The 14,427-nt window shown below is 74.1% G+C and carries 14 protein-coding genes; 6 read left to right on the top strand and 8 right to left on the bottom strand.

Features of this window, described 5'->3' with window-relative positions; all coding sequences use genetic code 11:
* The first annotated feature begins 46 nt into the window (after positions 1-46).
* Positions 47-1,021 carry a pirin family protein gene (locus tag SERN_RS08255; RefSeq protein ID WP_135849606.1) on the top strand — a complete coding sequence of 325 codons (975 nt, stop codon included), beginning with the start codon at positions 47-49 and terminating at the stop codon, positions 1,019-1,021.
* Between the two features lie 36 nt (positions 1,022-1,057).
* Here the strand turns inward: SERN_RS08255 and SERN_RS08250 are convergent, their stop codons facing one another.
* Positions 1,058-1,894: an alpha/beta fold hydrolase gene (locus SERN_RS08250; RefSeq protein ID WP_135849605.1), complete on the bottom strand. Its 837-nt coding sequence runs from the start codon at positions 1,892-1,894 to the stop codon at positions 1,058-1,060.
* A 133-nt stretch (positions 1,895-2,027) separates the two neighbouring features.
* On the bottom strand, positions 2,028-2,948 hold the full coding sequence (locus SERN_RS08245; protein ID WP_135849604.1) for an AEC family transporter: 921 nt from the start codon (positions 2,946-2,948) through the stop codon (positions 2,028-2,030).
* Between the two features lie 51 nt (positions 2,949-2,999).
* On the opposite strand from SERN_RS08245, the gene SERN_RS08240 reads away from it, so the two are divergent.
* Both SERN_RS08240 and SERN_RS08235 read left to right on the top strand, forming a co-directional pair.
* Positions 3,000-5,063 carry a hypothetical protein gene (locus tag SERN_RS08240; RefSeq protein ID WP_135849603.1) on the top strand — a complete coding sequence of 688 codons (2,064 nt, stop codon included), beginning with the start codon at positions 3,000-3,002 and terminating at the stop codon, positions 5,061-5,063.
* A 127-nt stretch (positions 5,064-5,190) separates the two neighbouring features.
* The gene (locus SERN_RS08235; protein WP_135849602.1) at positions 5,191-5,460 is read left to right on the top strand and encodes a GlsB/YeaQ/YmgE family stress response membrane protein; all 270 of its coding nucleotides are present in this window, start codon (positions 5,191-5,193) and stop codon (positions 5,458-5,460) included.
* A 103-nt stretch (positions 5,461-5,563) separates the two neighbouring features.
* Here the strand turns inward: SERN_RS08235 and msrB are convergent, their stop codons facing one another.
* Entirely contained in the window at positions 5,564-5,965 is a 402-nt protein-coding gene (gene msrB / locus SERN_RS08230) for a peptide-methionine (R)-S-oxide reductase MsrB (protein WP_135849601.1), read from the bottom strand.
* A gap of 116 nt (positions 5,966-6,081) precedes the next feature.
* On the opposite strand from msrB, the gene SERN_RS08225 reads away from it, so the two are divergent.
* The gene (locus SERN_RS08225) at positions 6,082-6,660 is read left to right on the top strand and encodes a hypothetical protein (protein ID WP_135849600.1); all 579 of its coding nucleotides are present in this window, start codon (positions 6,082-6,084) and stop codon (positions 6,658-6,660) included.
* A gap of 29 nt (positions 6,661-6,689) precedes the next feature.
* Entirely contained in the window at positions 6,690-7,631 is a 942-nt protein-coding gene (locus SERN_RS08220) for an NAD(P)-dependent oxidoreductase (RefSeq protein WP_135849599.1), read from the top strand.
* 22 nt (positions 7,632-7,653) lie between these two features.
* Here SERN_RS08220 and SERN_RS08215 read toward each other — a convergent pair whose 3' ends face one another.
* Together SERN_RS08215 and SERN_RS08210 are read right to left on the bottom strand one after the other, a co-directional pair.
* On the bottom strand, positions 7,654-8,796 hold the full coding sequence (locus SERN_RS08215; RefSeq protein ID WP_135849598.1) for an App1 family protein: 1,143 nt from the start codon (positions 8,794-8,796) through the stop codon (positions 7,654-7,656).
* Between the two features lie 266 nt (positions 8,797-9,062).
* Complete coding sequence (locus SERN_RS08210) at positions 9,063-10,748, bottom strand: DEAD/DEAH box helicase (protein ID WP_233251552.1); 1,686 nt, start codon at positions 10,746-10,748, stop codon at positions 9,063-9,065.
* A 465-nt stretch (positions 10,749-11,213) separates the two neighbouring features.
* Between SERN_RS08210 and galE the strand changes: the two genes are divergently transcribed.
* On the top strand, positions 11,214-12,173 hold the full coding sequence (galE, locus tag SERN_RS08205; RefSeq protein ID WP_135849596.1) for a UDP-glucose 4-epimerase GalE: 960 nt from the start codon (positions 11,214-11,216) through the stop codon (positions 12,171-12,173).
* A 48-nt stretch (positions 12,174-12,221) separates the two neighbouring features.
* On the opposite strand, the gene SERN_RS08200 is transcribed toward galE, so the two are convergent.
* Genes SERN_RS08200 through SERN_RS08190 form a run of 3 tightly spaced genes read right to left on the bottom strand, consistent with a single transcriptional unit; the run spans position 12,222 to position 14,426 of the window.
* Positions 12,222-13,139 (bottom strand): cation diffusion facilitator family transporter, encoded by a 918-nt coding sequence (locus SERN_RS08200; RefSeq protein ID WP_135849595.1) that lies wholly within the window; start codon positions 13,137-13,139, stop codon positions 12,222-12,224.
* A gap of 1 nt (position 13,140) precedes the next feature.
* Positions 13,141-13,521, bottom strand: a complete 381-nt coding sequence (locus SERN_RS08195; RefSeq protein ID WP_233251551.1) for an ArsR/SmtB family transcription factor — start codon at positions 13,519-13,521, stop codon at positions 13,141-13,143.
* 44 nt (positions 13,522-13,565) lie between these two features.
* Positions 13,566-14,426, bottom strand: a complete 861-nt coding sequence (locus SERN_RS08190; protein ID WP_135849594.1) for an N-acetylmuramoyl-L-alanine amidase — start codon at positions 14,424-14,426, stop codon at positions 13,566-13,568.
* Position 14,427: the final 1 nt, after the last annotated feature.

The raw sequence follows: 14,427 nt of genomic DNA, 5'->3' as shown, positions 1-14,427 counted from the left end.
GCCAGAGCGCGCCACGCGGCGCGGCCGGATCGGCGAAGATGCCGGGGTGACGAACCTCGACGCGCGACCCACCGAGCAGGACTGTCCCGCCGACGCCGCAGGCGCTCCGGTCCTGGAGAGGTACGAGGCGCGCACCGTGCCCCTCGGGGGCCTGCGGGCCGCCGTCGTCTCCCGGACGCTGCCGCACCGCGCCCTCTCGACGGTCGGAGCGTGGTGCTTCCTCGACGCGTTCACGCCCGGCGAGGTCCCGATGAACGTCCTACCGCACCCCCACATCGGGTTGCAGACGGTCACGTGGCCGTTGGCGGGGTCGATGCTGCACCGGGACTCGCTCGGATCCGAGCAGCTCCTCGTCCCCGGCGAGCTCAACATCATGACGAGCGGTGACGGCGTCGCCCACTCGGAGTTCATGGTCGATGACGCGGGTGCCCGAGGACTTCAGCTGTGGGTCGCCCTGCCGGACGCGTCGCGGTTCGTCCCCCGCGCCTTCGAGCACGTCGCGGACCTTCCGGTCCGCGAATTCGCCGGTGCTCGGGCCACGGTGTTCGTGGGCGATTACGACGGCGCCGTCTCGCGGGCGTCGATCCACTCGCCTCTACTCGGGCTGCAGATCGAGGTCGACCCTGGCGCCGACGTCGAGATCCCGCTGCGAGGAGACTTCGAGCACGCCGTGCAGATGATCGACGGTGCCGCTCGCGTCGCGGGCGAGGACCTGCCGCAGGGGCCGCTGCTCTACCTGGGCCGGGGCCGCGACAGCCTGCGCGTGGAGCACCTGGCTCCCGGGGACGACGGTCTCACCCGGCTCCTGCTGCTCGGCGGCGAGCCGCTGGGCGAGGACCTGCTGATGTGGTGGAACTTCGTGGGCCGCACCCACGAGGAGGTGGCCGCGGCCCGCGCCGACTGGGAGGACCGCGATCTCCGCGCGGCGCGCTTCGGCGTCGTGCCGGCGCACGGGGAGGACCGCATCCCCGCACCGGCCCTGCCGAACGTGCGACTCACCCCGCGACGGCGACGGCGATGACCGCCGCCGCGAGGCGGTCCGGACGTGCCCGGCGGGTCAGCTCGCGAGGAAGTCGATCAGCACGCGGTTGAACTCCTCGGCGTGACTGACGTTGCACCCGTGCGGCGCCCCGGCGATCACGTGCAGCTTGCTGGCGGGCAGGGCCTTGTGCGTCCGCGCGCCCGAGCCCTCGAACGGGACGGTGCCGTCGCCGTCGCCGTGCAGGACGAGGGTGGGCACCGACACGAGCGACTCGAGGTCCGTGCGGAAGTCGGTGGTGCCGAACGCCTCCATGCAGTGCAGCGCGGCGCGCTGGTCGGCCTGCGCGCACAGAGCGATCGCCTCCTGGCGCTGCGCCTCGGTGACCTTCAGCTCGCCGTCGACCGAGAAGAACTGGGTGGTGAAGTCGTCGAAGAACGCGTCGCGGTCGCTGCGGAGATCCTTGGCCATCTCCGCGGCGGCGCCCTTGGTCAGCGGGCCCTCGGGGTTGTCACCCGTCTGGAGCAGGTACGGCGGCACGGCCGCGGCCAGCACGACGCTGCGCAGCCGGTCGGCCCCGTGCTTGGCGACGTAGCGGACGACCTCGCCCCCACCCATGGAGAAGCCGACCAGCGTGACGTCCGTGAGCTCGAGCCCCTCGATCAGCGCGTGCAGGTCCTCGGCGAGCGTGTCGTAGGTGTAGCCGGTGAGCGGCTTGTCGCTGCGGCCGAAACCGCGCCGGTCGTAGGTGACGACCCGGTACCCGGCGGCCTGCAGGGCGGGGACCTGCTCGCTCCAGGACTCCCCCGACAGCGGCCAGCCGTGGATGAGCACCACGGCACGCCCCGGGCCGCCCGTGTCGTCGACGTGCAGCTGCGTGTCCTTGAACAGGCCGTGCTGGGCGGTGATCTCCATGGGGGACGACTCCTCGTCTGGGTGCTGCTCGGCAGGGATGGCCTTCGTCACCACGGTAGGCACGGGCCTCGAGGGATGACCAGGATCCTGATGCACCGCCGGGTCGCGGCGCGGTCCCCCCGCTCGGACACCGTCAGGCCAGGACGGCCGCCGCGACCAGCACGACGGGCACCGACAGGATGGTCGTCACGAGCACCGACTCCCGCGCCAGGACGACGCCGCGGTCGTAGCGGACGGCGTAGGTGAAGACGTTCTGCGCCGTCGGCAGGCCGGCGATCACGACCGCCGCCAGGAGCGCCTCCCCCGTCAGGCCGACGGCGGCGCCCAGTCCCCAGGCGAGGGCCGGCTGAACGAAGGACTTGAGCACGACGACGAGACCGAGCTGCGCTCGGACCGGCGAGCGGCCGGGCAGCGGCGACCCCCGCAACGAGATGCCGAACGCGAGCAGCATCGCCGGCACGGCGACGCCGCCGAGCGTCTCGATCGGGGCCATCACGATCGTCGGCGGCTCCCAGTGCGTGGCCGCGCTGACGACGCCGGCGACCGAGGCCAGCAGGATCGGGTTGCGCAGCGGTGCGAGCGCGTTGCGCAGCCGGCGCCCCTGACCCCGGTTCTCCAGCAGGTCCAGCACGATGAAGGACGCGGGCGCGAGCAGCACGAGCTGGAAGATCATCGTCGGCGCCGCGGCGGCCGCACCGCCGAGCGCGTAGACGGCGATCGGGATGCCCAGGTTGCCGGCGTTGACGTAGCCCGCGCTCAGGCCGCCGATGACGGTCTCGCCCGCGGGTCGACGCATCGCGAACCGAGCGACGAGGACGTACACGACGATCATCGCCGCCGACGTGCCGTAGGAGACGAGCGAGCGGGCGTCCACCAGGGCGCCGACGTCGGAGCGGGCCAGCGTCACGTACAGCAGGGCGGGCGCGCCGACGAAGAAGGACAGGCGGGACAGGACGGAGCTCGCGTCCTCCCCCAGCACGCCCGAGCGCCCCACGAGGTAGCCGACGGCGATGATCGCGCCGATCAGCGCGAACCCCGCGAGCACTCCCGTCACCCCTCGAACCTAGCGCGTCGGCCGACCCGGCCCCGCGGCTAGCCTGACCGCATGAGGCTTCCCCGGGTCGGCGCACCGCCCCCCTCCCGGGCCGAGGCGATCGCAGCGGCCGTCGACCACCTCGCGCGCGGAGGCCGGGCGACACCGCTGCGCACGGCTCGCGCGGAGCTGGCTCGCCTCGAGCCCTCGGCCGGCGAGTGGGCGTCGCACGTGGCCACGCTGCTCGGCCTCGCCCGCAGCGACGACGGGCCCACCGTCACCCTCGCGCAGCGAGCGCTCGGCGCTCTCGACGATGCCGGGCTCGTCCCCCTCCCCGACCTGCTGGACGCCAGCGCCGCGATCCTGCGCCGCCCCGCCAAGGGCACCGCGCGCACGGCGCTCGCGCGACTGGCGACGCTCGCGCGCCGCGACGACCTCGCCGGCGAGGACGTGGCCGCCGTCCTGCTGACCGCGTCGGCGGCGTTCGACCATCCGGCGATCGACGTCGCGGAGCGGGCGCTCGAGCTCGTCGGGAGCAAGGCCGGCGACGTCCCCGACGACGTGCGGGCGCACCTGGTGCAGCTCGCCGGCGCGCTCGATCCGGCGCTCCGCGCACGTGCGCGCACCCTGCTGGGCCCGGGGCCGCTCGAGGCGGTGGCGACAGCGGCCACCGGGCACGACACCGCGCCCACCGCACCTCGCGCCTCCTGGCCGGTGCAGGACGCAGCTCCCTCCGCGGTCGTCGACCTGCTGCGCGGCCGCGCCGGGACGCTGCTCGCGTGGGAGTCGGGGCTGGCCGCCGTCGTGCACCTGCGGGCCGCCGATCCCGGGGGCCTGCGCGACGCCGTCAGCGGGCTCGGGGGCCGCGACCTCGGGGGGACGCCCCAGGCGCGCGACCTCGCGCACCGCCTGCTGCGGACGATCCGGTCGACCGGCGACGGCGATCCCGGCCCGCTCGGCGCCGTCGTCTCCTTCCTGGCGCGACTCGTGCGCGGGGGCGACACCGCCGAGGACGACGTCGGCCCCGGCGGCCCGCCCGACTCGCCCCTGCCCCACCTGGCGCGCCTGGGCGAGGTCGGGCGGCTGCTGGGTTCCCACCCGGTCCCGCTGCTGCTGGCGACGCCGAGCCGGACCGACGGCACGATCGAGCTCGAGGTGCTCGTCGAACGCCTGGCGCGGGCCGCGCGGGAGAGCTGGGAACCGTGGCCGCTCGACCTCGAGCAGGCGCTGCTGCGGGTCACGGTTCCGCTCGAGGAGGCGGAGCTGCGGCACGCCGTCGCCGGCGCGCGCTCGCTCGGGACGCCGGCCGGGACTCGACTGGCCCACTGGCTCGAGGAGGGCGGGCTGGCGGAGCCGCGGTTCGCCGTCGTGCGCGTCGAGACCGGGTCCCGGACCCCTCGCGTCGGCGAGCCGTCCCGCCCGTGGTCGGCGGTGACGGCGGAGGCGCCCGCCGTCGTGCCGGGCACGCCGGGACCGCTGACGACGCCCCTGCTCCATCCCACGCTCGCGGGCGACCTCGACGGCCGCTACCGCTCGGGGACGCCGTCGGGCGACGTCGGGTGGCTCGCGCTCCTCCCGCTGCCGCACCACCCGGAGCTGCACGCCGCGTGGCTCCTCCCGCACGTCGCCCGCCACCGCGGCTCAGCCCTCGGCGAGACCCGAGGCGCCCTCACCTCCTTCGACGGGCGGGTGGGCGACGCCGTCGGGGCCGTGCTGGCCCATCAGCTCCTCGGCGTGCCGGACGCACGCGCCGCGGCGGTCGAGGTCGCTCTCCACCTCAGCGGGCGCGGGCAGCCGTGGGGCGCCGTCACGGGCGCTGCGCTCGCGAGGGTCGCGGTCGCACCGGAGGAGGTGCTGGCGCGCGCCGTCGATCCGCTCCGACGGATTGCGGCGGGCGGCGGGGCGCGAGAGGCCCTGGTCCTGCTCGTGACCTCGCTGCCGCCGCTGGCGCTGGCGGGCGTGCGCGGGTTGCCCGATCTCCTGGCGCTCGCATCGGCGCTCGTCGTCGAGCACGGTCTGCCCGAGCACGCGGGCCCCGAGCTGCCGGATGCGCTCGCCGCCATCGGCGAGGGCGACGCCCGCACCGCCCGAGAGGCTCAGCGTCTTCGTCGCCTGACGGTTCCCTACCGGCCCTGAGCGCCCCTAAAAGCGCTCGACGGTTCGATTGACAAACAGTTTCCTTGACGAACGACTCCGGACCGATCACCGTAGACGCAGGGCCTGCTGATCCAGGTTCACTCGTATTCGTAGAAGGAGCAACATCATGGGCATCATCGGTTGGATCGTCCTCGGACTCATCGCCGGCGCCATCGCCAAGGCCATCCTCAAGGACCGCGCCCCGGGCGGCATCCTCGCCACCCTGATCCTCGGTGTCGTCGGCGCCCTCGTCGGCGGCTTCCTCGGCCGGCTGCTGTTCGACGCCGACCTGCAGGAGTTCTTCAGCATCCAGACATGGGCGCTCGCCATCGGCGGCTCCCTCGTCGTCCTGCTGGTCTACGGCTTCGTCACGGGCCGCAGGGGCACGCGCCGCTGATCTCAGCGTCACGCATCACCCGCAGCAACGAACGGCGGCCACGCTCCCTCGGGAGCGTGGCCGCCGTTCGTCGTCCGACGCCGGACCTGGGCAGCGGGGGTCGCTACTCCGCGGCGTCGAAGCTGAGCGAGACCGAGTTCATGCAGAACCGGTCGCCCGTGGGCGTCTGCGGCGCGTCGTCGAAGACGTGCCCCAGGTGCGAGCCGCAGTTCGCGCAGCGCACCTCGGTGCGCAGCATCCCGTGGCTGCGATCCTCGATCAGCTCGACGGCGTCGCCCTCCTTCGGCGCGTAGAAGCTCGGCCAGCCGCAGTGGCTGTCGAACTTCGTCTCGGCGGTGAACAGCTCCGCCTTGCACGCGCGGCAGGAGTAGGTGCCCGAGCGCTTCTCGTCGAGGAGCTCACCGGTCCACGCCCGCTCCGTGCCCGCCTGCCGCAGCACCGCGTACTCCTGCGGCTCCAGCAGACTGCGCCACTCCTCGTCGCTCTTCCAGACCTGATACGTCACTGCCGACTCCTCTCCGATGGTCCTGCTCTGGTATCAACCATGCCCGCTGCTCCCCTGTTCCGGGGAGTCGGCGGCCGATCGGCGAGACTCGCGCCCACCGCTGGCAGGATGCAGCCATGACCCTCGCTGACGCCGTCGTCGACCTGGTGGGAACGTTCGGACGCACCGGTGACCGCGGCAGCCTCACGCTGACGGGGGAACCGTCGCCCGGCAGGACGGACCCCGGCACCTCGAGCGCGCTCGAGGACTTCCTGGCCACGGTCGACATCGAGCGCGGCACCGCGATCGGCGGGGTCCTGGCGCTCGAGCTCGCCGGCCGGGACGACCTGCCGCGCCTGCAGGAGGGTCGCGCCGTCGTCCACGTGCACGGCGAACCACGCGCCGACACCTCCTGGCCCGGGTCCTGGGTGGTCATCGCCCTGACCGGGGAGCACGGGGTCGCGGTCGACACCTCCTCACCGGAGTGCCCGGTGAGGGGAAGCGTCGCCGGGACCTACCTGCCCCTGGCCGACGCCCTCGAGGACTGGCTGCGCGGCGTCGCCGCCGTGATGCGGGTGGAGCGCGAGCACGGCGACCACGTGCGCGACGCCGACCTCAACCTCACCACCGCCTTCCTCGACGACGCTCGCGAGGCCCTGCTGCCGGTGCTCGGGGAGGACTGCCTCGACGGCTTCACCGAGCTCCACCTGGCCTGAGACCGGCAGATCCCGGGCAGACTGGGAGGGTGAAGCTGCTCCTCCCCGACGCCATGCCCCTCGACCTCGACCTGCCGGAGGGCGTGGAGACGGTCCTCTACTCCGTCCGTGACCCGCTCCCGGACGAGCACCACGACGCCGACGCGATCGTGCTGTGGAGCATCTCGCCCCGTTGGCTGAAGCGAGCGGCGACCGATCTGCACGCGGTGCGCTGGGCCCAGACCCTGACGGCCGGGACCGACGTCGTCGAGCAGGCGGGCTTCGCCGACGACGTCGTCCTCACGTCCGGCACCGGTCTGCACGACGGGCCCGTCGCCGAGCACGCGCTCGCGCTCATCCTCGCCGCCGCGCGACGCCTCGACATCGCCGCCGAGGCCGTCCGCACGCACCGCTGGGCGCGCGAGCTGACCGTCGACCAGCCGCTCGACAACGCCGAGCGGTTCACGATGATCGACGGCGCCCGCGTGGTCGTCTGGGGCTTCGGCGGCATCGGGCAGCGGCTCGCCGCCCACCTGCGCGCTCTCGGCGCCGACGTCGTGGGCGTTGCGCAGAGCGCCGGCGAGCGCGCCGGGTTCCCCGTCGTGACGCCGTCGTCACTGCCCGACGTGCTGCCCGGGGCCGACGTCCTGGTCAACATCCTCCCGGCCACGTCGGCGACGGCGGGTGTCGTCGACGCCGAGACCCTCGCGCTGCTGCCGCGCAAGGCCTGGTTCGTGAACGTCGGCCGCGGCGCAACGGTCGACGAGGACGCGCTGCGCACCGCGCTGTGGGACGGCCTCATCGCCGGCGCCGCGCTCGACGTGACGGCCACCGAACCGCTGCCCGAGCAGGACCCGCTCTGGGACGCGCCCAACCTCATCCTCACGCCGCACTCGGCCGGCGGACGCCCGCTGGGGTCGGAGGAGCTGATCCAGGCGAACGTCGCAGCGCTGCTCGCGGGCGAGGAGCTGCGCAACGTCGTCGCCCGCTGAGGGAGCCGCCGCTCCCCCGCGGTCACGGCGTGCGGCGGCCCGTCCCGGCGGCCCGACGGCCGGGACCGGTGCGACGGCGTCGTCCGGGACCGGGTTCCGGCGCCTCCTCGAGCGTGGCGACCACGAGCGCGTTGCCGTCGCCGCCCCGCAGCTGCCGGACGCTGTCGGGGATCTTCTTCGGCTCCCGACCCTCGAGGGCCACGGCGGGGATGATCTGCGCGAGGTCGTCCGGCGCCATCGGGTGACCGGCCGTGACGAGGTGCTCCGCCGGCGTGAGCGTGCGGATAGCCACCGTGTGGACCTCCTCGGGGAACTCCGCCGCGAACTCGGAGTAGATGGCCGGGTCGTGCTGGCCGTCGTCGCCCACGAGCGTCCACCGCAGCTCCGGGAACTCCTCGCGCAGGCGGCGCAGCTGGGTGCGCTTGTGCTCGACGCCGGAGCGGAACCAGCGCTGCGTGGACGGCCCCCAGTCGGTCATGATCAGGGCGCCCGACGGGAAGCCGTTGCGCTGCAGGAACTCGCGGATGACCGGGGCGTAGTTCCACGCACCGGTCGAGAGGTAGACGAGGAACCCCTGGTTCTCGCGCTCGAGGAACGTGGCCATGCCGGGGACGGCCCGGCGCTGCCCCTCGTGCATCACGAAGGTGTTCCAGAACGCCTGCACGGGCGAGGGCAGGAGCGTGATCATGGCGGTGTCGTCGATGTCGCTGACCAGGCCGCGGCCGATCGAGGGGTCGACGACGTCGACGCGTCCACGACCCGCCTCGGCCCCGCCGGGAACCTCGACGTAGACCTCGTGCCGGCCGGGCGTGAGGTCCACGGGCAGCTGGACGTCGATGTAGCCGCCGGGCTCGGTGCGCACGCGGTGGACGACGTCCCCGATCCGCACCCGGACCGGGAGGTCCGGCGCCGAGACGGAGATGTACCGGCGCCAGCCGCGCGAGCGGCCCTCGGCGCTGCGACGCGACGTCGGCGGCATCACCAGCACGCGGCAGAAGAGTCGGATCCAGCCCGGCTGGCCGTCGACGGCGGCGCGACCGTAGCTGTCGAACACCAGCGGGGTCGGGCGCCAGCCGCGGCGGGACACGAGGTTCGCCGCGCGCTTCTCGAGCTTGCGCTCGATCGCGGCGGCGATGGTCGGTCCACGTGAGGTGTCTGCTCCCATGCCTCTACCCTGCCCGATCCTGGTCGCCGCTCGGCACACGGATCGATCCGTGGCGCGGCGGGGTCCCGTCCGGCGGTCCGGGTGTCCCGTCGGACTCGCTGGACGGCACACCTGTCGACGGGACGGCCGTACCGCCCAGAATCCGGTGGAACGACGACGGCGGCGGCGGACCCTCGGGTCCGCCGCCGCCGTCGCTGTGGTGCTGTGGTGCTGTGGTGCTGTGGTGCTGTGGTGCTGTGGTGCTGAGCAGCCTCGTCAGTGCCGGATCAGCGCTGCGTCATCGGCACGAAGCCCGCGCCGCCGCCCGAGCTGGTGCTGTACGTGACGGGGGCCGACCCGCGGCCGCCGCCGCGCGCGCTGCCGCCGCGAGCGCCGGAACCACGCACGCCGTCACCGCGGGACTCGCCCTTCGGGCCCTTGGCCGCGGAGCGCTGCCCGCGGCGCGTCTGCTGGTTGGCGGCCGCGCCGCCGCGCCCGCCCTCGGCGCCACCGCGGCCCTCGGAGCCGCCCCGACCACGGCCACCGCCGCCACCGGAGACGGCCGCCGCGGGGCGCTCGGAGCGCTGCTCGCCACGACCGGCAGCCTGACGACCGGGACCGTTCGAACCGGCGGCAGCCGGCGCACCGGCGCCGCCACGGCCGCGACCGCGACCCCGGCCGCCGGGCGCACCCGCGCCACCGGCGGGCGCGCCGCCGGAGGCCTTGCGGCGGACCGGCTGGGGCTCGGGCTTGGTCGCGGCACCCGCGGGCATCGCGCTTGCGTCGACGCGGTCGGCGAGCTCGCCGACCAGGTCGCGCACGGCGGCGTCGGTCGCGCGGACACGCTGCGGCGTCGCGGTGATCTTGGCGGCGCGCGTCAGCTGACGCACGTCGCCGCGCTGCTCGGGCAGGACGAGGGTGACGACGTCGCCACCCGCGCCGGCGCGGGCCGTGCGGCCTGAACGGTGCAGGTAGGCCTTGTGCTCGGCGGGCGGGTCGACGTGCACGACGAGGTCGACGTCGTCGACGTGGATGCCGCGCGCCGCGATGTCGGTGGCCACCATGACGCGCACGTCACCGGAGTGGAACGCGGCGAGGTTGCGCTCGCGCGCACCCTGCGACAGGTTGCCGTGCAGGTCGGTCGCGGGGATGCCGACCGAGGTCAGGCGACGCGCCATCTGGCGGGCCTGGTGCTTGGTGCGCATGAAGAGGAGACGACGGCCGCGGCCGGCGGCGAGCGCCTCCACGACGTCCTTCTTCTCCTCCGCGTTGCCGACCTCGAAGAGGTGGTGGGTCAGCGCGGCGACCGGCGAGCTGGCCGGATCGACCGAGTGCGTGACCGGCTTGTCGAGGAAGCGCTTGACGAGCACGTCCACGCCGTTGTCGAGCGTGGCCGAGAAGAGCAGACGCTGCCCGACGGCGGGCGTGGCGCGCATGATGCGCGTGACACCGGGCAGGAAGCCGAGGTCGGCCATGTGGTCGGCCTCGTCGAGCACGGTGATCTCGACGGCGTCGAGCATGACGTGCTTCTGACCCATGAGGTCCTCGAGGCGGCCGGGGCACGCGACGAGGATGTCGATGCCGCCGCGGAGCGCGGAGACCTGCTTGCCCTGGGCCACGCCGCCGAAGATCGTCGTGACGCTCAGGCCCATGGCCTTGGCGAGCGGCTGCAGCGTGTCGGTGATCTGGTTGGCGAGCTCGCGCGTCGGTGCGAGCACGAGGGCTCGCGGACGGCTCGGGGCCGCGTGACGGCCCTTCGCGATGCGCGTGATCAGCGGCAGCGCGAAGGCGAGGGTCTTGCCGGAGCCCGTGCGGCCGCGGCCGAGCACGTCGCGACCGGCGAGCGAGTCGGGAAGCGTCGCGACCTGGATCGGGAACGGGGAGGTGATGTCGCGCGCCTCGAGGGCGGCGATGATCGGCTGCGGGATGCCGAGATCGGCGAAGGAGGGCGCAGCGGAAGGAGTAGAAGACACGTGGGTCCAGTTCTTGTTCTGCGGAACGAGGCGCCTGGGGCGCCCACGTCTCGCGGCCGGGGCCGCGGAAGGATGCGATCGCCCCTGCGTCCCGGGCGCTCCGACCAGCTGGGTGCTGGGGCGGGCCCACGGGGAGGGCGGAAGATCTCGCGGCACGACGCACCGGAATGGGCGCATCGTCGTGACCATGGTCCCACACGGCCGCCCGCCGGGCGCGCTGAGGTGACCGGCGTCACCCGCGCGCGCCGCCGAGATGCGTCGAACCCCGTCGCCGGAGCCCGTCGCGAGGGGGCGACGGGACCGAGCCGGCACGGCGCGGCAGCGGCAGCGGTACCGTCGTGCGAATCACGCTGCCGGTCGCGTCCTGACCGCGGCCACGTTCGAGAATGTCCGAACGTGGTAGTTTGTGATCGAAATCCGAACGAGCTGACGACGCCCCCGAGGGGCACGAGGGAGTCCAGAACCATGGCGTGGATGGTCACCGGCGGAGCGGGCTACATCGGATCGCACGTGGTGCGGGCCTTCGGCGAGGCGGGCATCGACGTCGTCGTCGTGGACGATCTCTCGAGCGGGCACCGGGACTACGTGCCCGCGGGCGTCCCCCTGGTGGAGGCGACCCTGCTCGACACCGCGGCCGTCACCGCGGCGCTGCGCGAGCACGCCGTCACCGGCGTGGTGCACCTGGCCGGCTTCAAGTATGCCGGGGTCTCCGTCAAGCGGCCCCTGCACACCTACACGCAGAACGTCACCGCCACGATCAGCCTGCTCGAGGCCATGGTCGAGGCCGAGGTGCGCAACCTCGTCTTCTCCTCCTCCGCGGCGACCTACGGCACGCCCCGCGTCGACCTCGTCACCGAGACCACCCCGACGACCCCGGAGTCGCCCTACGGCGAGTCCAAGCTGATCGGCGAGTGGCTGATCGCCGACGCCGGTCGCGCGCACGGCCTGAGCCACACCTCGCTGCGCTACTTCAACGTCGTCGGCTCGGGCACCACGCAGCTGGCGGACACCTCCCCGCACAACCTCTTCCCGCTCGTCGTCCAGGCGCTCGCCGAGGGTCGGACACCGCGCATCAACGGCGACGACTACGCGACGCCGGACGGGACGAACGTGCGCGACTACGTGCACGTGGTCGACCTCGCGACGTCGCACGTCGCGGCCGCGCAGGCGCTCGAGGCGGGCCGGGAGCTCGAGCGGGTCTACAACCTCGGCAGCGGTGACGGCCTGTCGGTGAAGCAGATCATGGACGCGTTCGCCGTCGCGACGGGTCGCGACTTCACGCCGGAGATCGGCCCGCGCCGCGCCGGTGACCCCGACCGGATCGTCGCCGACGGCACCCTGGCCGCGCGCGACATCGACTGGGCCATGCGGCACTCGGTCACCGACATGGTGACCTCGGCGTGGGAGGCCCGCCCCCAGCGCTGAGGAGTTCGCGAGGCACTTTCGGGCATTCGCGAGGTACTTTCCGGGCGCTCAGGCGTGCGTCGCGACCTCGGGGTGCTCGCGGCTGTGCGATGCGGGCTCGATCTGCAGCGTCGAGTGCTCGACGTCGAAGTGACCGCTCAGGCACTCCTGCACCCGATCGAGCACCGCGCAGTAGCCCTGCGAGGTCGCGACGTCGTCGGACACCACGACGTGCGCCGTCAGGACCGGCACGCCGGACGTGATCGTCCACGCGTGCAGGTCGTGGATCTCGACGACGCCGGGCACGCCCGCCAGGTGCACGCGCACCTGGTCGACGGCGAGCTCGGCCGGCGCGCCCTCGAGCAGCACGCGCGCCACGTCGCGCAGCAGCGACAGCGCGCGCGGGATGATCAACACCCCGATCGCGATGGAGGCGACGGCGTCGGCCCGCTGCCAGCCCGTCGTCGTGATGACGACGGCCGCGACGATCACCGCGACGGAACCGAGCAGGTCGCCCAGCACCTCGAGGTAGGCGCCGCGCACGTTGAGACTCTCGTCCTTGCCCTCCGACAGCAGCCGCAGCGCGACGAGGTTGGCGATCAGCCCGAGGACGCCGACGGCGAGCATCAGCGGCCCCCCGACCTCGGCGGGTTCGCCGAGCCGACGCACCCCCTCGACGATCACGACCGTCCCGACCACGGAGAGCACGACGCCGTTCACGAGGGCCGCCAGGACCTCGGCGCGCTGCCATCCGAAGGTCCAGCGGTCGGTCGCGGGGCGGGCGGCGAGCCACGTGGCGATCAGCGCGATCGTCAGCCCCGCGGCGTCCGAGAGCATGTGCCCGGCGTCGGCCAGGAGCGCGAGCGAGCCGGTGACGGCGGCCGCCACGATCTGGACGACCATGACGCCGACCGTGATCGCGAGCGCCGCGACGAGCCGGCCGCGGTGGCGCTGACCGGCGGTCGCGTGCGCGTGGTCGTGTCCCATCTCAGGCCCCCGCGGGAGTGTCGAGCACCTCGTGCGTGTGGACGACGGCGTGCAGCCCGTCGTCGAGCAGCTCCTCCGCGCGGTGGACGAGCGCGATCAGCGCCGACGTGGTGAGCCGGTAGAACGTCGCCCGCCCCTCGGCGCGCGGCGCGACCAGGCCCGACTCGCGCAGCACGCCCAGGTGGGCCGACGTCGTGGACTGCGCCAGCCCCACCCTGGCGACCAGGTCGGTCACCCGGAGCTCCCCGTCGGCCAGCGCGTGCACGATCGTGAGCCGGGCGGGATCGGCGAGCGCCCGGAACACGGCCGCGACCGCGGCGTGGTCGTGGCGGTCCGAGGTCGGGGCGCAGTGGCCGTCGGCGCCGTCGCGAGTCATCGTCATGTGGCGATGATAGCGCCCGACGGCGATCCGGCGTCGATCCGACGTCAGGGAGCCCCGGTCGGGGTCGCGACGACGTAGGCCTCGACGGCGTCGACCAGCGCCAGCGCGAGGACCGCCTGCCCCGCGGGGTCGGTCAGGGCCGCGGCGTCGCCGTCGTGACGCATGTTGCCCAGCTCGACGATCACGGCGGGCTTGGCCGAGAGGTTGAGCGTGGCGTAGTCGTCCGAGGCGCGCATCGCTCCCTCGACGTAGGTGGCGGGGTCGATCCCGGCCGTCTCGAGCCCGACCCGCACCGCCTCGCCGAGGCGGAGCGAGTCGTCGTGGACGGGGCTGTCGACGGCGGGCAGCAGCACGTGGAAGCCGTGCGCCGTGGCGGGCCCCCCGTCCGCGTGGATGCTCAGGAGCAGGTCGGCGCGGTCGTTGCCGGTGCTCCCCCGCACGTCGATGCAGGGCCCCCAGTCGTCGTCGCTGTTGGTCTCGCGCGTCAGGACCACCTCGGCACCGCGGGCGCGCAGGTCCGCGACGACGAGCGCCGACACGTCCCAGGTCACGGTGGCCTCGGGGACACCGTCGTCGGTCGCCGTGCCCGTGGTGTTGCAGGCCTTGGTGCCGCCGTTGCCCGCGTCGACGAGCGCGTTGATCTCGCGCGGGAAGTTCCGGTTGCCGAGCTGGTGGCCGGGGTCGACGACGATCACGAGGCCCGCCAGCGGGAGCGGCACCGCCTCCGGGGCGGCCGGGACGGCGGGCGCGGCGGGGGTCGGCGTGGCGGTGGCCGGCGTGGTGTCAGAGGCCGTCGCCGAGGGAGACGGATCGGCGGCGGGGGCTCCGCCGTCGGGCGGCGTGCACCCGGCCAGGAGCCCGAGGGTCAGCAGGAGGATCGCGCCGGCGCGGGACGCGCTCGGCACG

Source organism: Serinibacter arcticus, assembly GCF_004786095.1.
Classification (GTDB): Bacteria; Actinomycetota; Actinomycetes; order Actinomycetales; family Beutenbergiaceae; genus Litorihabitans; species Litorihabitans arcticus.
This window is presented reverse-complemented; position numbering and strand designations above follow the sequence as displayed.